We start from the raw sequence: 22,774 nt of genomic DNA, 5'->3' as shown, positions 1-22,774 counted from the left end.
TTTCCGTTTGGTCAATACGACATATAAGGAGCGTGTTCTACACAGACCCAATGAACCCAGCCCAACACACACAAAAAAGACGCATCCATACCGTCTCTCAATTAACCGCCATTATTAAAAGCGTGCTGGAAGAAGCCTTGCCCTTTGTCTGGGTGACCGGCGAAATTTCCAACCTCCGCATTCCATCCTCCGGGCACTGTTATTTCACCTTAAAGGACGATCGCGCGCAAATTCGGAGCGTTATGTTCAAGGGGCATGCCAAAAACCTTAAGTTTGAACTGGAAGACGGCATGAGCGTAGTTTGCCTGGGACGGGTTGCGGTGTATGAACCCCAGGGTGCGTACCAGGTTCTTGTAGAGCATATGGAACCTGCCGGCATGGGCGCTCTGGCCCTTGCTTTTGAACAGCTAAAGGCCAAATTGTCTGACGAAGGCCTGTTTGCAGAAGACCATAAGAAATCGTTGCCTTACCTCCCCCAGATCATAGCAGTCGTTACAAGCCCAACCGGCGCTGTGATTCACGATATTCTGCGTGTTTTAAGCTACCGATTTCCCAAAGTCCATGTCCAGGTATGGCCGGTCAAAGTTCAAGGCGCCGACTCTGCTGCACAAATTGTACGATCTATAGACCTGATTAATCAGCAATATCAGGTTGATGTCATTATTCTTGCTCGGGGAGGCGGCTCCTTGGAGGACTTAGCCCCATTCAACTCCGAGGAAGTCGCCCGCGCTATATTCGCCAGCGCCATTCCTGTAATTTCTGCGGTCGGTCATGAAACCGATTACACCATCGCGGATTATACAGCCGACAGACGGGCTCCCACACCCAGCGCCGCTGCTGAAATCGTCTTGCCGGAGTATCAGGGTCTTGAGCTTTTATTAAAGGAATATGCGGCCCGGTTAAAGGGCGCGTTCGTTTTAATGCTGCGAAAAGAACGCGACAACCTTGTGAATTTCAAGAAGAGGCTGCCCCCTCCCCGGAGACAGGTGGATGACTGGCGTTTGCGTCTGGACGATTATCAGCAACGCATAATCACCCTGACCAAACGGGGTTTTGTGGAGAACCGGAACAATCTTTCGACGGCGTTATACAAGCTTAACAAGTTGTCGCCATTGCATAAAACCCCAAATTTTAAAGTATTGCTTGAATTTCAGTTCCGGCAAATGACAGGCGCAATGCAGCAACAAATACGAGCCGATAAGGCAGCCCTAAAACAGGCCCGGGCCAGCCTGGAAGCCCTCAACCCCTCCGCCATCCTGGAACGGGGATACAGCATTACCCGAAAGACTCCCGGCCTGGAAATCGTTCGAAACGCCGACGATTTAAGCCCTGGAGACGAGGTGGAAATCACTCTGGCTTCCGGCAAGGCCGCCGCCCAAATAAAAAGCATTGAAAAAGGAACCAAATCATGAAAAAAAACGCAACGTTTGAATCAGCCGCCCAAGAGTTGGAGCAAATCGTGTCTCAAATGGAAAAAGGGGACCTTCCTCTGGAAACCGCCCTGGCCAAATTTGAAGAAGGTATGAAATTATACGAATTTTGCTCCAAAAAGCTGGACGAAGTGGAAAAAAAGGTTACCCTTATACTGCAGGATTCCGAAGGAAACCTGAGGGAAGCCCCGTTTGGAACAGAATAACGCCCTATCCCGGCCGAATCCGGGCAAGAAGATAAAATGACGGAACCAAGCTTGCAATCTGATTTGAATTCCTTTGACTTAAAAGCCTTTCTTACCGAATACGGCCAATTGGTTGCGGCCGCCATGGAAAAACGCATCGCCCGGTATCCTGCAGAAAGCCGGGTCACCCAAGCCATGCGCCACTCCCTGTTCGCCGGAGGAAAGCGTCTGCGCCCTATTCTCTGCATGACCGCCGCCGAAGCTGTAGGCGGTGACAAAGATCTCGTTATGGACGTGGCCGCAGCCTTGGAGTTTATCCACACCTATTCCCTGATCCACGACGATCTCCCAGCCTTGGACGACGATGATTATCGCCGGGGAACCCCTACCTGTCACAAGGCTTTTGACGAGGCCACCGCCATTCTCGCCGGCGACGGACTTTTGACCAGCGCCTTTGAAATCCTTTCCCACGCAGCAGACGACGGCCTATTGCCTGCGGAAAAAGTCCTGACCATCATCGCCCGCATCAGTCACGCCGCCGGCTGCAACGGCATGATCCTTGGTCAAATGCTTGATATCGAAGGAGAAAGCAAGTCTTTGACCCGTGAGGAATTGGAAAGCGTCCACAATAATAAAACCGGGGCCATGATAGAGGTTTCGGTATTTTCAGGCGCTTATCTGGGCGGTGGAACCCCGGAGCAAATCGCGTCCCTGGACGTCTACGCCAAAAATGTGGGCCTGGCTTTCCAGGTGATAGACGATATCCTTAATGTGGTTGGAGACCCCAAAGTCATGGGCAAGGCCGTGGGAACGGACGCGGAGCTTGGTAAAAGCACCTATCCGGCGCTCATGGGCTTGGACGGCGCCCGGGATTTTGCCGAACGCCTGATCAACAAAGCCTTGCAAGCCATTGTTTCCTTTGATAACAAATGTGATCCGTTGCGTTCCATAGCAACTTATATACTTACGCGAAGCCGCTAACTCCCCTGCCCTTTGAGTTTTTATCGGCGCAGAGCGGTTTCAGGGACTTTTTGTGAATGGGCGAAACAAAATACCTTAAAGATATAAAATCCCCCGGCGACCTTAAGAAGCTCCCCATGGAGGAGCTGCCTGAATTGGCAAAGGAAGTCAGGGAGTTAATCATAGAAACGGTTTCCAGGACAGGCGGACATCTGGCCCCCAGCCTTGGGACGGTGGAACTGACCATCGCCCTGCATTATGTGTTCGATCTTCCCAAAGATAAAATCATCTGGGACGTGGGGCATCAGTCTTACACCCATAAAATCCTTACCGGCCGCGCCGACCGATTTCACACCCTGCGCACTCACGGAGGCCTCTCCGGCTTCGCCCGTATGAGTGAAAGCCCTTACGACGCCTTTACCGTGGGCCACTCCAGCACGTCCATATCCGCTGGCGCCGGCATAGCAACAGGCAAGTGCCTAAACGGGGATTGCTCCAAGGTCATTTCCGTCATCGGCGACGGCTCCATGACCGCCGGACTGGCCTACGAAGGCCTGAACCACACGGGGGACTTAAAAAAAGACCTCATCGTGGTTCTGAACGACAACGAAATGTCCATTTCCCCCAATGTAGGCGCCTTGTCCAATTTTTTGTCTCGAAAACTCACCGCCAAAACCTTTATGGACTGGCGCACCGAGTTTAAGGGCATCCTCAGTTCCACGCCGAATATTTACAAGTTTTTCAAGAAGATGGAGGAGTCCTTCAAGGCGTTTGTCACGCCGGGCATGCTGTTTGAAGCCTTTGAGTTCCAGTACATAGGCCCCATTAACGGCCACAGGCTGGATCATCTGATAAAAACCCTGGAAAACGTGAAAAATGCCGGCACGCCGATCCTTTTCCATACCACGACGGTCAAAGGCAAGGGCTACGAGCCTGCGGAAAAAAACCCGACCTATTTTCATGGCGTGGGCTCCTTTGAAGTGGCTACCGGAAACTGCTGCAAGATTTCCGGCGCCAAAGCGCCCTCTTACACCAATGTTTTCGGGGACGCCATCGTGGAATTCGCCCGGGAGAACGACAGGATTGTGGCCGTCACCGCCGCCATGCCTGAAGGCACCGGCCTGACCAGTTTTCACGACGAGTTTCCCACCCGATTTTTTGACGTGGGCATTGCCGAACAGCACGGCGTGACCTTTGCCGCTGGCCTTGCCGCCGAGGGCTTTCACCCGGTGGTGGCTATTTATTCCACCTTTTTGCAGCGGGCCTTTGATCAGGTTTTGCACGACGTGTGCCTGGAAAACCTGCCCGTGTGCTTCGCCATGGACCGGGGCGGCCTGGTGGGCGAGGACGGCCCCACCCATCACGGCGCCTTTGACCTGTCCTTTTTGCGCTGCATCCCCAATCTGACCATCATGGCGCCCAAAGATGAAGACGAACTCCGCAACATGCTGTATACGGCGGTCAACCACAACGGGCCTACGGCCATCCGCTACCCCCGGGGGCAGGCGGTGGGGGCGCCTTTGTCCGAAAAGCCCAGCCTGCTGCCCGTCGGCAAGGCCGAAGTGCTGCACGAAGGCGAAGACGTGGTTATCCTGGCCGTGGGCCGGATGGTCTGCGAAGCCCTGGACGCCCGGGAGAAACTGGCCGAAAAGGGCGTTTCCGCCGGAGTCATTAACTGCCGTTTTATCAAACCCCTGGACATGGAAACCATCGCCGAGGCCGTCAAAAAAACTCCCCGGGTGATCACGGCGGAGGACAACGCCCTCATGGGCGGATTCGGCAGCGCAGTGCTTGAGGCGATCCAGGAAGCCGGCGTCACGGGCGTACGCGTCTTTCGGGTGGGCCTGCCCGATCAGTTTGTGGAGCACGGCGCCCCCGGAATTCTGCGCGCCAAATACGGCGTGGATTCCCAGGGCATTGTTGATGCTGCAGGAAAACTACTGAACGATTTCCCTTTGAAATCCAATGGCTAAAAAGCAACGCCTCGACACGATGATAACCGAATTAGGCCTGGCGCCCTCCCGGACGCGCGCCCAGGCCTTGATTTTGTCCGGTCAGGTTTTGGTGGACGACGTTCCCCAGGATAAGGCCGGCGCCATGATCTCGCCCGAAGCAAACATCACGGTGCGGGGCCAGGACATGCCCTATGTCAGCCGGGGCGGGTTAAAGCTGGAAGGCGCCCTGGAACAACTTGGCCTTTCCGTGGAAGGCCTGGACTGCATTGACGTAGGCGCCTCCACGGGCGGGTTCACCGACTGCCTGCTTCAACGCGGCGCCTCCCGGGTCATCGCCGTGGACGTGGGATACGGCCAGTTCGCCTGGAAGCTCCGCCAGGACGACCGGGTTGTGGTCCTGGAGCGGACCAACATCCGCCATACGGTCCCCGAGGACCTCCCCTGGAAGCCGGAACTGGCGGTCATCGATGTATCCTTTATATCCCTTAAAATCGTAATCCCTGTGCTCCTGGAGCTCATGGCGCAGCATTGCCGCATCATCCCCATGGTCAAGCCTCAGTTTGAGGTGGGCAAGGGCGAAGTGGGCAAAAACGGCGTGGTTAAGGATCCCGTCAAACACGCCAAGGTTTTGGAGGACATGGAGGCCTTTTTCAAAGGGCTTGGCCTGGAATGCATTGGCCCGGCGCCCTCCCCTATTCTCGGCCCCAAAGGCAACAAAGAATTCTTTTTCCTCCTCACTCGCGCATAGCTTTTTAATGCGGGGCGTTTCATTGTTTTTTTGACACAACTTGCGCCGTATATTATTCTAAAAATTTCTATAGCAAAGTGCGGCCGCCCCAATCGCTGTGACATGGTCGGCCGCAAATACAAAATGATCCCGGAATATTGATGAGGAGTGAACGATGCGTATGCGCTTTGCAGCATGGGCTTGCTGCCTGATGTGTGGTTTAGTCTGCCTGATTTTTCCCGTTGCCGCCTCGGCCGGCGGCCAGAAAGAGGTGGGCCTGCAGGTTTTGGATTTTCCCTCGGAAAAAGTGATGGTCGCATTTTACGAACGACACGCTCCCGGCGCCAGCGACGCCATGGCTTCCATGAATATCTCCGGCTGCGGAGACTTCCGCCTATACAAACTGGTGGATTATAAAGACGGCGCCGACAAAACCGTCTCTCTCCCCTGGGGGCATCGGCTTGTTGATGGGAAACAATGGGGCGTCTGGGAAAAATGGTTCCGGAACTCCATGAAAAAGCGCTGTGATAAATCCAGAAGGCTTCCGCGCGACATCCCCGATGCGGTATGGTACTCCCTATCCCCGGAAATGAGTGTCAAGGCGGCGGAAAGCCAGTCCGTGGAAGACTTCAAAAGAATGCTGGACGCCTCCGAGGTTCCAGGCATCACCCAATACGTGATCGAGCAGGATAAATATCGCTGGTGGCCGCCCAAAGCGCCGGACGAATTGCCCTTTTAAGGGCGGGGCTTAGCACTTCGATGAGGTTCGTTGTTGAACCACAGGAATTGGCTCAAATGAGACTTGGCATCCTTTGGAGAATCTTGTTCTCCTCTATCCATGGGGAAGACAATGGGCGGATCGAATCCGATAAGTTTAATCAAAACAAACACCAAAGCCTAATATAAAGCAAATACTCTCCCAAAAAGGGTTGATTTTTTTGTTGTTTGAGGCTACGTTTCCGTTTTCTTTAGGGTCAAGGGGCGTATTAGGCCTGATTGAGGAGGGACTGCAGATAGCACTTATAAACCTACAAAGCTAAGGTTTTAAAATATCACGAAAAAGGAGACCGGGTATTCATGAATGAAAAACTAAGAAACGTGGCATTAATAGCCCATGGCGGCGCTGGCAAGACATCGTTGGCCGAAGCAATCCTTTTCAACGCCGGAACAACCAACCGGTTGGGCCGGGTGGAAGACGGAAACAGCACCATGGACTTTGAGCCGGAGGAACTGAAACGGACCTCCAGTATCAGCACGGGTTTCGCCACTTGCGGCTGGAAGAAACACGAGTTTAGCATAATGGACACCCCCGGCGACCAGAACTTTTTCTCCGACACCCGTTTGTGCCTCCAGGGCGCGGATGCGGCCATCGTGGTGATCGATGCCGTGGACGGCGTCAAGGTGCAGACCGAACAGGCCTGGGAACTGGCCGACGAATACGGCCTGCCCCGCTGCATCTTCGTCAACAGGCTGGACAGGGAACGCTCCGAATTCCTGAAAACCGTCCAGGACGCGGAAGAATCCTTCACTCTCAGGCCCATCATCACCCAGGTTCCCATCGGCAAAGAGCATGAGTTCAACGGGGTGGTGGACCTTTTGAAAATGAAAGCCTACGTTTACGACGACAAAGGCAAGGCCTCCGAAATCGAGATTCCCGCCGATATGGCCGACATGGTGGAAGAACAACGCGAAGCCTTTATAGAAAATGTTGCTGAAGCGGACGACGAACTTCTGGAAAAATACCTGGAAGGCGAAGAGCCCTCCAACGACCAGTTGAAGGCCGCCCTGAAAAAAGGAACCCTCGAAGGCATTTTCGCCCCCGTGCTTTGCGGCTCCGCCACCAAAAACGTGGCCGTGGACCTGCTCATGGATTTCCTCATCGACGCCATGCCCTGCCCCTACGACAGGCCCGCCATCAAGGGATACCTGGATAACGCCGACGCAGAGGAAGTGGAACTGCCCCCGGACCCGGACGCGCCCTTTGCTGCTCTGGTCATCAAAACCATGGCCGGTTTTGCAGGCAACCTGAGCGTCATGCGCGTTTTCTCCGGCTCTCTGGGCGGCGACGGCGGCTTTTACAACGTCAACCGCTCCTCCAAAGAACGCTTCAGCCAGTTGCTGACCGTGTTCGGCAAAGACACCAAGCCCGTCACCCAGGCAGGCCCCGGAAGCATCGTGGCCGTTGCCAAGCTCAAGGACACCAAAACCGGCGACACCTTGTGCGACGATTCCCGCAAGCTGATCATCAAGCCTGCTGAGATTCCTAACCCCTTGATTTCCTACGCCGTGGTTCCCAAGGCCAAGGGCGACGAAGAAAAAATCTTCTCCTCCCTGACCAAAATCGCGGAAGAAGATCCGGCCCTGGTGCTGGACCGCAACGCAGAAACCAAGGAAATCCTGGTCCGCGGCATGGGCCAGGTGCATATTGAAAACGCCGTCGAAAAAATGAACCGCAAGTTCGGCGTCAGCGTTAACCTGAACCTGCCTCAGGTGCCTTATCGCGAAACCATCAAGAAAAAGGTCCGCGTCCAGGGCAAACATAAAAAACAGACCGGCGGCCACGGTCAGTTCGGCGACTGCTGGGTGGCCTTCGAGCCCATGGAAAGAGGCGCGGGCTTTGAGTTTGTGGACGCCATTGTAGGCGGCGTAATTCCCAAGACTTACATCCCGGCCGTTGAGAAGGGCATCGTGGAAACCGCAGTCAAGGGCGTTCTCGCCGGCTTCCCCACAGTGGACTTTAAAGCCACCCTGGATTTCGGCTCCTTCCACCAGGTGGACTCTTCGGAAATGGCCTTTAAAATCGCCGGCGCTCTGGCTTTCAAAAAAGCCATCCCGGATGCTGGCGCCGTGCTGTTGGAGCCTATATACAAAATCGCCGTTATCGCACCGGACGACTTCACCGGCGACATCATGGGCGATTTGAACTCCCGCAGGGGCCGCGTGCTCGGCATGGACTCCAAGGGCAAAAACCAGGTGGTGGAAGCCCATGTGCCGCTTTCCGAAATCCTGACCTACGCCCCGGACCTTAACTCCATGACCGGCGGCCGCGGCATGTACACCATGGAATTCTCCCATTACGACGAAGTGCCGGCTCAGCTCGCCCAGAAGATCATCGAGGCGGCGGCCGCAGAAAAGGAAGAATAATTCCTTTCATTCCATAGGCATTAAAAAAGGGGAAGCCTTCGCTCGGAGGCTTCCCCTTTTTGCATTTATAGATGTGAATCTACGCGCCGCAGCATTTCTTGTATTTTTTCCCGCTGCCGCAGGGGCAAGGCGAATTCCGGCCGACTTTGTCGTCCTTGCGCTGGACCGGCTTTTTCTTCACGGCCTGATCGCCGCCGTGGGAGAAAGTCATTTCCTGTTCCTTGGGCTTGATCTCTTCGATTTTTTCCGGCTCTTCCTCAAAGCGTACGAAGAAAAGCAGCTTGACCACTTCCTCCTGAATCTTATCGATCATCTCCTGGAACATTTCAAAGCCCTCTTTCTTGTAAACGATCAAGGGCTGTTGCTGAGCGTAACTCCGGAGGCCGATACCCTCCCGCAGGTGGTCCATGGAAAGCAAATGGTCCTTCCACAGGGAATCCACGGTCCGGAGCATGACGTACTCCTCCAGGTTTCGCCACTGGTCGGAGCCAATGGACTTCTCCTTGGCGTCGTAGACCTCAATGGCGGTCTGGTACAGGATATCTCCGAGTTCCTGGGACTTGATTTTATCTTTGATTTCGTCGTCGACTTGAACGCGAATGCCGAACTGGGCGTACATATCGTCGTTGATGGCATCCCAGTCCCAGTCTTTGGCGTGGGTCCGGTCGTCTGCGTGGACGGCTGCAATGCCCTCGGTCAAATCTTCGATCATAGCCTCGATATTGGGCCGCAGGCTCTCGCCGCTGAGGATTTCCCGGCGCTGGCGGTAGATCACCTCGCGCTGCTGGTTCATGACGTCGTCGTATTCCAGAATATGTTTACGGCCCTCAAAGTTGTGAGCTTCCACCTTGGCCTGGGCGTTTTCAATGCCCCGGGAAAGGATTTTAGCCTCAATGGGCTCGCCTTCCTGCATACCCAGGGTGTTCATAATTTTGGACATGCGCTCCCCGCCGAAAATGCGCAGCAGATCGTCGTCCATGGACAAATAAAAACGGGAGGAGCCCGGGTCGCCCTGACGGCCGGAGCGGCCCCGGAGCTGATTGTCGATCCGGCGGCTTTCGTGCCTTTCCGTACCGAGAATGTGGAGGCCGCCCAGTTCCTTGACGCCCTCGCCCAGCTTGATGTCCGTACCGCGGCCGGCCATGTTGGTGGAGATGGTGACGGAGCCCGCCTGCCCTGCGTTGGCCACAATCTGGGCTTCGCCTTCGTGGTTCTTGGCGTTCAGTACGTTGTGGGGCACGCCCCGCTTTTTAAGCATTTTCGCCAGGGTTTCAGAGTCGTCAATGGATATGGTGCCCACCAGAACCGGCTGGCCTTTGCGGTGCAATTCCTGGATTTCATTGATGACCGCTTCGTACTTCTCCCGCTTGGAACGATAAATGACGTCCGGGAAATCCTTACGAATCATGGGCATGTTGGTGGGGATGACCACTACGTCCAGGTCGTAAATCTTTTTGAATTCAGGCGCTTCCGTGTCCGCCGTGCCGGTCATGCCCGAAAGTTTTTCGTACATGCGGAAGTAGTTCTGAAAAGTGATGGAGGCCAGGGTCTGGTTTTCGTTTTCGATCTTCACCTTTTCCTTGGCTTCCAATGCCTGATGCAGGCCGTCGCTGTAGCGCCTGCCGGGCATGAGGCGGCCCGTGAATTCGTCCACGATGATGACCTCGCCCTGTTTGACGATGTAGTCCACGTCTCTTTTGAAAAGGGTGTGGGCCTTCAGGGCCTGGTTGACATGGTGCAAAATTTCCATGTTTTTGTGGTCGTACAGGTTGTCCACCCCGAGTCCGCTCTCCACCACCCTGACGCCCTCTTCCGTCAGCACAACGGTGCGGGCTTTTTCGTCGATGGTGTAATGATCCTCCTCCCTGAGCCTGGGGATGACCACGTCCACCTGATAGTACAACTGGGTGGATTTTTCCGCAGGGCCCGAAATGATCAAAGGCGTTCTGGCTTCGTCGATCAGGATGCTGTCCACTTCATCCACGATGGCGAAATGATGGTCCCGCTGCACGAATTGGCCCCGGGAATACTTCATGTTGTCCCGCAGATAGTCAAAGCCGAATTCGTTGTTGGTGCCGTAGGTGATGTCAGCGTTATAGGCTTCCTGGCGCTCGTCGTCGTCCAGGCCGTGCACGATGGTTCCCACGGTCATGCCCAAAAACCGGTAGATCTGGCCCATCCATTCGGTGTCGCGCGCGGCCAAATAATCGTTCACCGTAACCACATGCACGCCCCGGCCGGTCAGTGCGTTCAGATAAGCGGGCAGCGTGGCCACCAGGGTCTTGCCCTCGCCGGTTTTCATCTCCGCGATGTTTCCCTGATGCAGGACGATGCCGCCGATAAGCTGCACGTCAAAATGCCGCATTTCCAGGGTGCGGATGGAGGCTTCGCGAACCGCGGCAAAAGCGTCGCACAGGATGTCGTCAAGAGTCTTGCCGTCAGCCAGCAGCTTTTTGAACACCTCGGTTTGAGCCCGCAACTCATCGTCGCTCATGGCCTGGTACTTGGGCTCCAACTCATTGATGTGATTAACCGTTGGACGGAAAGATTTAATAACCCGGGAATTTTTGGTGCCGAAAATTTTTGCTAGGGTTTCGCCTATCATTTAAAATTTCGCCTTTCAGAATACACGTATTGACTTAACAGGTTATGCTCGTAAAACCGGATGGGCTGAAAGCCGTGGACGCCTTTTCCTTTGGAAGATTGGCATGGCGCCGCCAGCGTGCGAGTGCGTATTGGGGGTATAGCAAAACCATTGCTCCTGCACAAGCCCTTGTTTGGCTTGAAAATCCAAATTTAACAACTGCATACAAGAAGAATTGGTTCAGACGGGGGTATTTTTCCTCTTCCTCTTGCATTGGTAAAATATAAGCATGATTTGCGGAGTCGGCAATCGGATCAAACGCGAAATAATGATAAGACATGGAAAAAAGCGGCTATGACCAACATAAGAAGGCAAAATTTAACGAGCAAACCGGAATCGGCATTCGAGTGTTTGGGGGAGGAGGAGAAGAAGAGAACCAAGCCGCACTTTGGGCATCTGGCGCCTTCATACCGGTTTTTTGATTCCAGAGATTCCTGCTTTAACGTCCACTTTTTACCAGACCAGAGCAGCTTGGTTTTGACTCCAGCGGAAAAGCCCATGAAAAAGTTGACAGGCCCGGATTCGGCTTTGGCAATTAGATAGCCCTCTTCCATGGGCTGACGGCAAACAGGACAAAGCAGGTCTTTATTGACGGAATTCATTATATTTTAACTTTCCAATTTGTTGTCGGGTCGCTGCGCGCGAGATTTTTAGGTTTTGGGCTCGCATTCGGCGAAATAGCGCCGTCAGGATTCAAATGCGTTTTCACCGCTCCGCGTGACCCGACAAAAATCACCAATATTTCAAGTTGTTATGTGGGTCGGGTTACGCGGAGCTTTCCGGGATGAATGTAGAATACGGAAGCGCAAAATCTTCCCGAAATGGTATGGAGTCCTGAGTCCTCATGCGAAGCGACCCGACAAAAGGTTCACCCTTCCAAATCGGACGCCTCATTCCCGGGCGGTTTTGTTCATCCATCCAACCAACATAAACTCCTCAAACGTCAAACGTAGACTTGACCCCATTTATTGCGCCGTCAAAGGCGTCAGGGGAGCTACGTACTTGCCCGGATCAACCAGTCCCTGGTGCAGGTTCTGGACGGCGCTCAAGGGCAGCACGCCTGTGGTCTTGAATGGAACCCGGCCGGAAAAAAAACCTCCGCCAACCAGATGAACCACCCCGCTGGCCTTGTAATCCACGTCTTCCACGGCTTGGCCTGATTGCAGTTGAACAAGAAGTTTCGCCAATAAGGGAACAAGATTCAAATTGGAGGCGTGGGCTTCCGCCTCGATAATCTGGGACCCAAACCCAGGCACCTCGGCCTGCTGGCCCGACACAATGGAGATCAGCTTGCTTCCTGATAGATAGATGTCCCCTTCCGAACCCGCTACCTGCAATGGGTCGGCGTTCTTATTGACCACGCGCAGTTTCACCTTGAACGAGGTCTCAAATAACGTGGCGTCCTGCACGGCGATACTGGCCAGGGTGACTTCAGGAGCTTTGTATCCCACCCCAAAGGTGGCGCAAGAGAATAAGGCAAGGATGCACAGGCCGGCGGCTATAAAAAGAGCGATATTTCTCATCTACAATCTCCTGATATGCTTGTTTACCATGTTTTAGAAACCTTTGGTCTAACAATACCACACGCGCTACTCCGGTCAAGGATTTGGAGCAACCCAGCGTGAAAACAATGGTATTTTTCCTGTTGACACGAAAGAGTAACGCTGTTACTTTAATCTATCGTCAAATCGGCCTTGATTGACGAACCAAATCTCATTTCTTGGCCTTTGCAAAATAGGAAATACGCCATGCCCAAGCCCCCGCGCACGCCGCAGGAAGTGGAAGCATTTCGGGAGAATATTCTGGCTCACGCCGTGGAACTGATCTCCGCGAAGGGCTTTGAGGGCTTCAGCATGCGCAAGTTGTCGGCCAGGTTGGGAATCGCCGCCAAAACCATCTATAATTATTACACAAACAAAGATGAACTTTACTTGGCTATTCTCACCAAGGGGTTTAACCGGCTCCATCGCCAATGCGAAAAGGCCCGGGATTCCCAAGACGAGCCGTTGGACCGCATCGAGGCCATGGTTTCGGCCTTTCTGGATTTTGGGTTGAACGAGTCCCATGCGTACAACCTCATGTTTACATGGCACGTGCCCAAGTACAACGATTACGTGGGCAGCGATATGGAGCCGGCCGCCCTGCTGGAATTGCAAGCTGCTCTAAAAATGGTGGATCTTTTTGTTGACGCCATTGGGGCTTGCGCATCCCCCGGATTCTTTATCCGGGAAGAGGACGCTCGAAAGGTCCTGATTTCCATATTTACGCGGCTGCATGGCTTTATAGCCAGCTATAACAATACCTTGCTTCAATACATGCATTCCGGCCCCATGGATTTGGTTCCCGGCATGCGGGAGGAAATCCGGGAGGATTTTTTACGGCGTCTGGAGCGGATTCAATTGCCGGAACGCAGCCTTTCCACTGCGTAGGAGCTTTTTTTATGAAGGAACCTTTGATCCTGGACATCAAGGGAAACTCCCTGGACGACGGCCCGGGCATACGGTCCGTGGTGTTTTTCAAGGGGTGTCCCCTATCCTGCATGTGGTGCCACAACCCGGAAAGCAAAAGGCGGGAGCTAGAACTCTCCTACGATCCCAAAGACTGCGTGCATTGCGATACATGCATGGAAATCTGTCCGGAAAAAGCTCTTTCGCCGGACAACCCATTTTTTATTGATCGGGAAAAATGCGCCCTGTGTATGCAATGCATAGAGGCCTGCCCTTCCGGCGCCCTCTCCCGGGTGGGTAAGGTCATGGAGATTGACGCCATTGTCCGGGAAGTGGCCCGGGACAAGCCCTTTTTTAAGACCTCGGGCGGAGGCGTCACCCTATCAGGCGGAGAACCCACTTTGTCCATGGACTATCTGAGCCGCCTTGTTCAGGCCTTTAGAGAGCAGGAAATTCACGTTCTGGTGGAGACCTGCGGCATGTTCCGCATGGAGGATTTTCTGGAAAAAATCTATCGCCATATCGATGCAATTTATATGGACATCAAGATCATGGACAAAGCTGACCACCAGGAGTATTGCGGGACCTCCAACGAAGTGATCCTTAAAAATTTTAAGGCTTTGAACAAATTGTATCAGGAAGGCGGCGTGGAAATATTGCCGCGCACGCCTTTGATTCCCGGCATTACGGATTCGGATGAAAACATGCGGGCCGTCGTTGCTTTTTTGCAGGAGTGCGGCGTGAAAAAGGCCGATGTGCTGCCCTATCACCCGCTTTGGCAAGAAAAAAATTTCAAGATCGGCGTCAAAGACTCCCGGGGCGACGCCCCGGCCATGCAGTCTTTTCTGGATAAAAACAGGCTTCAGGCCTGCCGGGAGGCCTTCCTGGCAGCCGGCATTCAACTGGGGTAACGCCCTATCCGGGCCTCTCCGGCCCATGGAGGAAGATAGCCATGCTGTTTCAATTCCAATCCAATGGTTCGTCATCAAAACCAGGGTTTTCCTTCACCAACCTGCTCATTAAAAACCTGCTCAGGCTCATGGCCTTGAATTTCAACCTCCGGCCGGGTTTGAACAAGTATCTTAAAAGCGTGGACGGGTGGATGAATTTCAGCGCCAACCTGCGTACGGAAAACAACAGCCTGAACGCCTCCATCGTCTTTAAGGACGGCAAGGCCTTTGTCCCGTCCATCGCGCCCGATCCCTGCGACATCTCCCTGATCTTTCGGGATGACAAGACCGTGCGCAAACTCCTGGGAAGCACGCCCACGGAGCAGATTTTCATGCTGTTGAAAAGCGAACTCCGGACCCAGGGCAACCAGACATATCTTAACTTGTTGTTTTTCTATCTTAATTTACTATTAAAAAAGAAAGCATACAAGCTCCTTGAAAAGGAAAAACAGGCTTCGGCCAAACAAGCCAAAGAGCTTGTTCCTGACTCCAAGCCGGAGTTGAGCCAAGCCTTGTTGGATAGAAAAAACCATCGAATAAAGGGAAAAAAGGTGGACCCTGGGGTGCGATTTTTGGATGATCCGTATCTCTCCCAATATTCCCTGAGCGATTTTCCCAGGCTGGCAAAATTTCTGGACATCCACTTTACCCAAAAAGGGGAGATTTGCCCGGAGCGGCCGAAAATCCTGACTGACTGGTTCAAGGAGCACGGGTTTGAAAAAGACGCTTCGGGTAATGATTGGATACCCGAATTGCGCCAGGGCCTGGCATTCAAGCACCTCATGGAAAACCGCAAGCCCATCATCCGCAAGGACGATCTTCTGGCCGGAACCTCCACCACCAAGGAGGTCGGGGTGATCGTGTATCCCGACGCCCATGGCGCCATGCTCTGGGGGGAATTATACACGGTTCCCCATCGTTCCTTGAATCCCTACGATGTTTCGGAAGATACGGTCAGGCTGCTTCATCACGAAGTATTTCCATATTTTATCCATAGAAACTTCAAGGAATGGGTGAGGTATAATTACCAATCACCCTTGTGCCAAGCCATTGACGAACGCTACGCCGTCTACTTCATCTTCAAACAGGCCGCTCTCTCCCATACCATTCCGGACTTCCCCAAAATCCTGTCCATGGGCGCGTCCGGCGTCATAGCCGAAATCAAAGGGAAGCTGAGCCGGGAAGGCTTGTCGGAGCGCGAAAAGGGTCTGCTGGAAGGCATGATCCACTCCATGGAGGGCATGATCGTCTACTCCAAAAAACTGTCGGCCCAGGCGGCCGAAGAGGCTCGACGGGAAACCGATCCCAAACGCAAGGCCGAGTTGGAAACAATCGCCCAGGCCTGCGCCCAAGTGATCGAAAATCCGGCCCGAAACCTGGACGAAGCCGTCAACGCCGTGTGGATTACATGGGTCGGCATGCACATGGAAAACACCAACGCCGGGCTGTCCATGGGCCGCCTGGATCAATGGCTGCAGCCTTATTACGAAGCGGATCTGGAAAAAATCTCCGATGAAAAGGAGCGGAAAGCCTACATCAAACACGCCATCGAGCTTGTGGGGTGCTTGTTTATGCGCTGCACCGACCATCTGCCCCTGACCCCGGACCTGGCCAACTGGTATTTCGGCGGAAGCTCCTCGGATCAGGCCATCACCCTGGGCGGCGTCACTCCCGAAGGAGAGGACGCGGTGAACGACATGACCTACATTTTCCTGAAAGTCACGGAAATGCTGGGCATTCGGGATCCCAACGTAAACGCCCGGTATAACAGGGAGAAGAACAGCGACGCCTATCTCAAGCGCTTGTGCGAGGTCAACCTCATCACGGCGGCCACGCCCTCACTCCACAGCGACCAGGCCGTGATTGAGTCCCTAAAGGAATTCAATTACGCCCAGGAGGACCTGAACAACTGGTCCGCCACCGGCTGCGTGGAGCCCACCCTATCGGGCAGGCATATCGGCCACACCAATTTCCAGATGATGAACATGGTGGCCGCGTTGGAAATGGCGCTTAACAACGGACTTCATCCGCTTATGAACTGGCGGCTGGGGCCGGAGACCGGCGAACCCGCGCAAGGCGCCTTCAAAACCTTTGACGATTTTTTCGAGGCTTTCACCGAGCAGTTCGCCTTCCTGATCGATCAATCCGTGGAATACAACAACCTTATGGGGCTGGCCCACCAAGCCATCCGCCCCACCCCGTTCCTGTCCTCGCTCATTGACGACTGCATCAGCACAGCCACGGACGTCACCCACGGAGGGGCGCGGTACAATAGCTCCGGCGCCGCCTGCATCGGCCTGGCCGACGTGACAGACTCTCTCATGGCCATCAAAAAGCTGGTGTATGATGACAAATCCGTCAGCTTCGCCGACCTGAAAAAGGCCGTGGCCGATAATTTTCAGTCGGAGCCGGCGCTTCACGCCCTGATCACCCACAAGGTTCCTTTGTTCGGTTCGGGCAGCGAGGAAGCCGTGGAAATGGCCAACCGGGTCGCCAAGTTCGCCCATGATCATTACGGAACCCATACCAACTACCGGGGCGGCAAATACACCGTGGGGTTCTGGTCCATGTCCAACCACGTGATATACGGCACATTAAGCGGCGCCCTGCCCTCGGGCAAACTGGAAGGCAAGCCCTTCACCCCGGGGCTTACGCCTCAGCCCATCGCCTCGCCCAACCTGCTGGACAACATCCGGGACGTGGCGAGGCTTTCGCCCAAATACATTACAAACAACATTGCGTTTAACGTCAAAATAGTGCCCGGACCTAACGATACCCACGAACAGACGGTGGACAACATGTTCTCGTATGTTAAAACCTATTTCGATCTGGGCGGCATGCAAATGCAATTAAACGCCGTCACCTCGGAAACGCTTAAGGACGCCATGGCCAATCCTGAGAATTACCGCAATCTTCTTGTGCGGATTTCCGGATATAACGCCTATTTCATCACCCTGAACCGGGACATGCAACTGGAATTGATCGAAAGGGCCCAATACGGGCTGTAGGAAGGAATGCTGATGAAAGATCTCCACGGCAAGACAGCCTTTATCACAGGCGGCTCCTCAGGAATCGGCCTGGAAACCGCCCGCTTGCTGGCCTCTAAAGGCTGCCACATCGTCCTGTTTGCCAGAAATCCCGAAAAATTGGAAAAGGCCCGCAGCCTACTCCTGAACTACCGCAAGGCCCTGTCCCAAAAGGTGGAAATCCACACAATGGACGTGACCGATCCGAAAAACGTGGAACAGGCCGTAAAGAAAGCCGTGGAAACCGCAGGAGCGCCGGACGTGGTCATCTCCAACGCGGGCAAGGGGTTTGGAAATTATTTTGAAAACACTCCCTTTGAGGTGTTTGACCAGGTTATGCGGACCAACGTCTACGGCGTCCGTAATATGACCGCCGCCGCCCTGCCCTATCTGCAACAAAATCAGGGGCATTTGGTTATTGTAGCCTCCTTGGCAGGCATGGCGGCCCTGCCGGGCTACACCGCCTACGGAACCTCCAAATTCGCCGCCGTGGGCTTTGCAAAATGCCTGCGGCCGGAGCTTAAAACCAAAGGCGTGGGCCTGACCCTGGTCTGCCCGCCGGAAGTTTACACGGCCATGGTGGAGGAGGAACTGAAAACCCTGCCCAAGGAATACCGGGCCGTCAAGCTCATGGCCGGCATCGAGCCGTTGGAAAAAGTGGCCCGGGACATTGTCCGGGGAATCGAGAAAAACCGGTTTGTGGTCATCACCGGCCTGATGGCCAAGATGTCCTATTACTTGGTTAAATTTTTCCCCGGCCGGATCAGCAATTGGGTTACTGATCTGATGGTCCGACAACACGCCCAAAAAGGATGAAGACTAAAAAACGCCTCCGGCGGCAAACTTTTGAAAACATTTGATCAAAACCTGTAAATGGCGCTTTGCGCAAAAGAGAATAGCGGATCAAGCCAAACTTGATCCGCTATTTGCTTATAAAACAAATCTGTTAAAGCCACTCGGGTCTTCTTTAGCGCACCATGGCGAAGCCGATGCGGAAGGCTTCGGTTCTTTCGTCATAATGAAGCAGGCTTTCCGCCAGGGAGTTGACGTATTGGGCTTGCAGGCACAGGTTCAGGTGCTTCCAGATCAGGTTATGCAGGGGATAGGTCAGGTCCGCCTGGACGGAGGCGCCTTCATGAGCCAGGCGGAAGTTGGTCCCCAGCACAAGGCCGTCAGCCTTGCCCACTTTCAGGTCGATGTCGAAATAGCCGCGATAGCTCGCCAGATCCGGGTTGGTTTCATCTTCGTTGTTTATATACGCCCAAATTTTGGAGGACGCGCTAAAGCCCAGTTTGGTTCTTTTGTGTATTGCAGCAAAACCGGGGCGAATGTACAGGAAGTTGGTGCTGCGGGAGGCTTCTTCATCCCGGCCGTTTGACTCATGCTGAAATCCGGCTTGGTAAAACAGGCCGTGCATCCAGGCGGGGCGGGTTTTTAAGTTGCCGGAAGCATAGAAGAATTCCGGTTTGTAGCTGGTGTCTTTAAAGGGGGCGGATTCCGACTGCAGATCCCAGAAAGAGGTCTGGGTGTAGGCGAAATGCAGGCCGGCCAGCCAGGGGTGTTTTTGTGTGAATTCGTCTTCAGGCTTGAAAAAGCGATACCGGAAGCTGAACTGGAACTTGCTGTCCTCGGGGTCGGCGCCCACCAGGAAATACATGGGCTCGTAGGGCGCCAGGTTGGTCAGATAGGGCTGATATTGAGCGAACAGGCTTTCCACCGAAACTTCCTTGCCGCCCTCTCCTTCTTCAGAAGCCGGAGTCAAATCTCCGCCGTTTTCCTGTTCAGCGCCCTCTTTTTCCACCTTGATTTCCGGCTCTTTTGCCGTGAACAGTTGAGCCTGATCCGGTACGGCCTCCTCCACTTCAAACATCAGGGGCGGCGCGTGATAAGCGTCCACTTTAAAAACAGCCAGGCCCGAAAAATCCGTGGGAAAAACCACGTCGTATGCCAGCTTTTTAAAGCCCTGGGCGGGTATAGCGACGGCCTCCCCGGATTGGGGAGAAGCCAGGCGCCCCTCCAGCGTTTTGTTTTCCGGCCATTCCCCCAGGCTGAATTTCAAAACCGGCCTGCCCTGAAATTGCATCTCCCTGTCTTCGGGATTATGCACGTACAGATAAAACCGCGTCGTCCCCCCGGCCTGCACCTCACTGCTGGGCGGCGCCAGGACAAAATCCAGGGTTTGTTTTTTTATCGTTCCCCATGCTGGAGTTGTAAGACACAGGGCTAAAAAGGCGATGAGGATAGCCTTAAAACCGTTGATTTTCATTGTGATTTTCCGCTTTCTTTTGCGTGGGCGCCAGTGAAAACGTTGCGCTTTGGTGTTTTAGGACTAATTAGCATGCTCCCAGCCGCGATTCAAGGCATTAGAGGCTTAGCCGAGAAATCGCCCATCCCCGCCAATTCCTGGGAACCATTAGAGCGATCTATTTTCAATCCTGTGAAACTGGAACTGAAAACGAATACAATTCGGAATATTAAACATGTAGCGTCGCTATACAATATGTATTAGAACTTGACCTTTTTTAGGGATTTCGCGTATAATTCGTCCCATCATTTCCATGGGGCTGAATTTCAACCACGCATTTCCATTTATGCACCCAACTACCTGAATTAAAGTCTTTTCCAATAATATTCACAGCAATATCCCGGGACTTGCTTCCAGGGACTCACCGCAAAGCCAGGAGGTAGGAAATGGAAGAAAGAATTTGGCATCAGCATTACGATTATAGCGTCCAGACCAGCTATCGCTTCCCCAAGGTTCCGGTCAACGGCCTGCTGGACATTCCCGCCAACGCTTTGCCGGACAAGCCGGCAATCGATTATTACGGATCCAAAATCAGTTTTTGGGATCTGAGGATCATGTCTCTGAAGCTGGCCAACGCCCTGGCTGATATCGGCGTCAAAAAGGGAGACCGGGTGGGGCTTCATCTTCCCAACATCCCCCAATACATTATCGCCTATTATGCGGCTTTGTCCCTGGGCGCCATTGTGGTGAATTTCAACCCGCTGTATACCCCGGACGAGTTGACGGCTTTGGTCAAGCAGACCGGGATAACCACCTTCGTCACCTTTGACATGGTCATTCCCAACGTGAAGGAAGTGGTCAAAATGGCGCCCATCCCCCGCATCATCGCCACTTCGGTCTTCGACTTTTTGGAAGGATCGGAGGTCAGCACCCCGGAAAGCCTGCAGATGGAACCGGGATGGCGTCATTTTTCCACGTTGCTCAACGAATCCAAAAGCGAAAAAAAGCCCAAGGTGGAAATCACGCCGGCGGATCCGGCCATGATCCAGTTTACAGGCGGCACCACGGGCATTCCCAAAGGCGCGGTGCTCACCCACGCCAATATGGTCACAGCCGCTTATAGCTGCTTTTTGTGGGGATCCGCCTCTCAAATGTATAAAACCCCGGAACAGCGTTCTGTGGTGTGCGTACTGCCCTTCTTCCATGTCTACGCCAACATTGTATGCCTCAACTGGGCGGTCTTGAACTGCGCCACCATGATTCTGGTGCCCCGGTTTGAAATCGATCCCCTCATAGACCTGCTGTCCAAAGTGGAAAACAGCGTGTTCCTGCCTGCCGTCCCAACCATGATAAACGCCATCGTAAATCATCCCAAGGCGGCGGAAATTGAAATCGCCAAAAAGCTGGACATGCTCAACAGCGGCGGCGGCCCCATCCCCGTGGAGTTGATCGACCAGGTGAACGACCTGGGCATCGCCTACAGCGAGGGCTGGGGCATGAGCGAAACCACGTCGCTGGGCATCGCCAATCCGGTTATGGGCCTTAAAAAGCCGGGCTCCATCGGGGTGCCCTTTCCCGGCATGGACGTGCGCCTCATGGACATCGATACCGGCGACAAGGAAGTCCCCCAGGGAGAACCGGGCGAACTCACCGTCAAGGGCCCCCTGGTTATGAAGGAATATTGGGACAACCCGGAAAAGACCGCCGAAGCGCTCCGGGACGGCTGGCTCTACACGGGCGACATCGCCACTATGGATGAGGAGGGCTATTTTTACATCGTGGACCGCAAAAAGGACATGATCATCGCCGGCGGGTATAATATCTACCCCCGGGACATTGACGAGGTCTTGTATCAGCATCCTAAAATCATCGACGCCGTAACCATCGGCGTACCCGACGCCTACAGGGGCGAAACGGTCAAGGCCTACGTGGTAATCCGCCCCGGCGAAGACCTGCGCGCCCAGGACGTCATCGATTTTTGCAAAACCAAACTGGCCATCTACAAGGTGCCGAAAATCATCGAGTTCCGGGACGAACTGCCCAAGTCCGCCGTAGGCAAAATCCTGCGAAAAGTCCTCAGGGACGAGGAACTGGCCAAGTCAAAATAAAAAAGCCTAAACTGCTGAACTGCAAAAAATAAAGTTGCCTGCCTCCGGCGGTTAACTGCAAGAACTGCCTGCCTCCGGCGGTTAACTGCGAGAACTGCCTGCCTCTGGCAGATAACTGCGAGAACTGCCTGCCTCCGGCGGCCCTCTTTTTGAAAAAAGAGGGGCAAAAACTTTTTAAAATGCGCTCCGCGCAAAAGAGTAGACAAGTATGTAATTCTCAAGCGCCCCTGCATCACGCAGGGGCGCCGCTTGCTGACATTTCTGAATGTCTCCATCGGAAATCCGTCATTCTTGACCGCCTCTATCTGAAATCCAGGGGCTTTGCCCTTGATATTTCGGGCTGCCCGACAAAGCCGCATCCCCACGCATCCTCAACGGGGCCTACACACGTACTTTCATAACAAATACTCAACAGATGAGCCTCTTTTAATTGAATCCTATGGATACATGGTTGTTTAATGTTTAAAAATGCATTATCTAAACCGTATAAAATATTTTTTGCGGAGGGGATGGATGGAATCAGCAAGGGGCCTTCTTTATCATTTTTTGAAAAATCAATTTATCAGATGGACCGTTTCCAGTCGGAAATGGGTTTTATCAAGGGGGGGATGTCTGGTTGTTGCTGCTGCTATTATTTTGTTTGGTTTTCAGGGCGAAATGATAGTGCATGCTAAAAACGAAAATATCGATATTTCAAAGGTTGTAATCGTCCAATATGACGAAGGCCAGATAAAAAGCTACAAGATCTCCCGAGAGCATTTAAAACAGATGTCCAAAGAGCTTGGCGTAACCCAAACGTAACCGTCTAAACAACCGCATCTTCACGGGTTAATCGGGATGTGGCATAAGAATTTCCATCTTTTGAAAGGAGATTCCATGTCGCAAGAAGCCATTTATCCGACGAAGAGCCGAGAAGATCGTTTTTCCGCACCAAGCCAAGACCTGTCCGATCC

Annotated in this window: 17 protein-coding genes; 13 read left to right on the top strand and 4 right to left on the bottom strand. The window is 53.6% G+C overall.

What is annotated here, in order from left to right; all coding sequences use genetic code 11:
- The first annotated feature begins 50 nt into the window (after positions 1-50).
- The 7 genes from xseA (at position 51) to fusA (ending at position 8,401) form a co-directional block, all read left to right on the top strand.
- Positions 51-1,412: an exodeoxyribonuclease VII large subunit gene (xseA, locus tag BUE18_RS21200; RefSeq protein ID WP_073478185.1), complete on the top strand. Its 1,362-nt coding sequence runs from the start codon at positions 51-53 to the stop codon at positions 1,410-1,412.
- Complete coding sequence (gene xseB, locus BUE18_RS21195) at positions 1,409-1,636, top strand: exodeoxyribonuclease VII small subunit (RefSeq protein ID WP_073478184.1); 228 nt, start codon at positions 1,409-1,411, stop codon at positions 1,634-1,636. Before xseA ends, xseB begins: the two co-directional genes overlap by 4 nt.
- Before the next feature lie 36 nt (positions 1,637-1,672).
- The gene (locus tag BUE18_RS21190; protein ID WP_073478183.1) at positions 1,673-2,596 is read left to right on the top strand and encodes a polyprenyl synthetase family protein; all 924 of its coding nucleotides are present in this window, start codon (positions 1,673-1,675) and stop codon (positions 2,594-2,596) included.
- 56 nt (positions 2,597-2,652) lie between these two features.
- Positions 2,653-4,548, top strand: coding sequence for a 1-deoxy-D-xylulose-5-phosphate synthase (dxs, locus tag BUE18_RS21185; protein ID WP_073478182.1), 1,896 nt, complete (start codon positions 2,653-2,655; stop codon positions 4,546-4,548).
- Entirely contained in the window at positions 4,541-5,278 is a 738-nt protein-coding gene (locus tag BUE18_RS21180; RefSeq protein WP_073478181.1) for a TlyA family RNA methyltransferase, read from the top strand. The genes dxs and BUE18_RS21180 overlap by 8 nt, the downstream gene beginning before the upstream one ends.
- A gap of 160 nt (positions 5,279-5,438) precedes the next feature.
- Positions 5,439-5,996 carry a hypothetical protein gene (locus tag BUE18_RS21175; protein ID WP_139264836.1) on the top strand — a complete coding sequence of 186 codons (558 nt, stop codon included), beginning with the start codon at positions 5,439-5,441 and terminating at the stop codon, positions 5,994-5,996.
- 338 nt (positions 5,997-6,334) lie between these two features.
- Positions 6,335-8,401 carry an elongation factor G gene (gene fusA, locus BUE18_RS21170; protein ID WP_073478179.1) on the top strand — a complete coding sequence of 689 codons (2,067 nt, stop codon included), beginning with the start codon at positions 6,335-6,337 and terminating at the stop codon, positions 8,399-8,401.
- 79 nt (positions 8,402-8,480) lie between these two features.
- On the opposite strand, the gene secA is transcribed toward fusA, so the two are convergent.
- The 3 genes from secA to BUE18_RS21155 all read right to left on the bottom strand — a co-directional run bounded on the left by secA (position 8,481) and on the right by BUE18_RS21155 (position 12,568).
- Complete coding sequence (gene secA / locus BUE18_RS21165) at positions 8,481-11,006, bottom strand: preprotein translocase subunit SecA (RefSeq protein ID WP_073478178.1); 2,526 nt, start codon at positions 11,004-11,006, stop codon at positions 8,481-8,483.
- Between the two features lie 293 nt (positions 11,007-11,299).
- On the bottom strand, positions 11,300-11,647 hold the full coding sequence (locus BUE18_RS21160) for a PF20097 family protein (protein WP_073478177.1): 348 nt from the start codon (positions 11,645-11,647) through the stop codon (positions 11,300-11,302).
- 363 nt (positions 11,648-12,010) lie between these two features.
- Positions 12,011-12,568 carry an LEA/WHy family protein gene (locus tag BUE18_RS21155; RefSeq protein WP_073478176.1) on the bottom strand — a complete coding sequence of 186 codons (558 nt, stop codon included), beginning with the start codon at positions 12,566-12,568 and terminating at the stop codon, positions 12,011-12,013.
- A 225-nt stretch (positions 12,569-12,793) separates the two neighbouring features.
- Between BUE18_RS21155 and BUE18_RS21150 the strand changes: the two genes are divergently transcribed.
- Genes BUE18_RS21150 through BUE18_RS21135 form a run of 4 tightly spaced genes read left to right on the top strand, consistent with a single transcriptional unit; the run spans position 12,794 to position 18,284 of the window.
- A complete protein-coding gene (locus tag BUE18_RS21150; RefSeq protein ID WP_073478175.1) occupies positions 12,794-13,474 on the top strand; it encodes a TetR/AcrR family transcriptional regulator in 681 nt (226 codons plus the stop codon).
- 11 nt (positions 13,475-13,485) lie between these two features.
- The gene (locus tag BUE18_RS21145; protein ID WP_073478174.1) at positions 13,486-14,403 is read left to right on the top strand and encodes a glycyl-radical enzyme activating protein; all 918 of its coding nucleotides are present in this window, start codon (positions 13,486-13,488) and stop codon (positions 14,401-14,403) included.
- A gap of 41 nt (positions 14,404-14,444) precedes the next feature.
- Positions 14,445-17,450: a pyruvate formate lyase family protein gene (locus tag BUE18_RS21140; protein WP_073478173.1), complete on the top strand. Its 3,006-nt coding sequence runs from the start codon at positions 14,445-14,447 to the stop codon at positions 17,448-17,450.
- Between the two features lie 12 nt (positions 17,451-17,462).
- Positions 17,463-18,284 (top strand): SDR family NAD(P)-dependent oxidoreductase, encoded by an 822-nt coding sequence (locus BUE18_RS21135; RefSeq protein ID WP_073478172.1) that lies wholly within the window; start codon positions 17,463-17,465, stop codon positions 18,282-18,284.
- A gap of 151 nt (positions 18,285-18,435) precedes the next feature.
- Here BUE18_RS21135 and BUE18_RS21130 read toward each other — a convergent pair whose 3' ends face one another.
- Positions 18,436-19,734, bottom strand: a complete 1,299-nt coding sequence (locus BUE18_RS21130) for a phospholipase A (protein WP_073478171.1) — start codon at positions 19,732-19,734, stop codon at positions 18,436-18,438.
- Between the two features lie 425 nt (positions 19,735-20,159).
- Here BUE18_RS21130 and BUE18_RS21125 point away from each other — a divergent pair, with 425 nt between their 5' ends.
- Both BUE18_RS21125 and BUE18_RS21120 read left to right on the top strand, forming a co-directional pair.
- Positions 20,160-21,821 carry a long-chain-fatty-acid--CoA ligase gene (locus BUE18_RS21125; protein WP_073478170.1) on the top strand — a complete coding sequence of 554 codons (1,662 nt, stop codon included), beginning with the start codon at positions 20,160-20,162 and terminating at the stop codon, positions 21,819-21,821.
- Positions 21,822-22,334: 513 nt separating this feature from the next.
- Positions 22,335-22,622 carry a hypothetical protein gene (locus BUE18_RS21120; RefSeq protein ID WP_073478169.1) on the top strand — a complete coding sequence of 96 codons (288 nt, stop codon included), beginning with the start codon at positions 22,335-22,337 and terminating at the stop codon, positions 22,620-22,622.
- The last annotated feature ends 152 nt before the right edge of the window (positions 22,623-22,774 follow it).

Source organism: Desulfatibacillum alkenivorans DSM 16219 (genome assembly GCF_900142135.1).
Lineage (GTDB): Bacteria > Desulfobacterota > Desulfobacteria > Desulfobacterales > Desulfatibacillaceae > Desulfatibacillum > Desulfatibacillum alkenivorans.
Note: the sequence above shows the minus strand (reverse complement) of the source record. Positions and strands in the feature narration are given on the sequence as shown.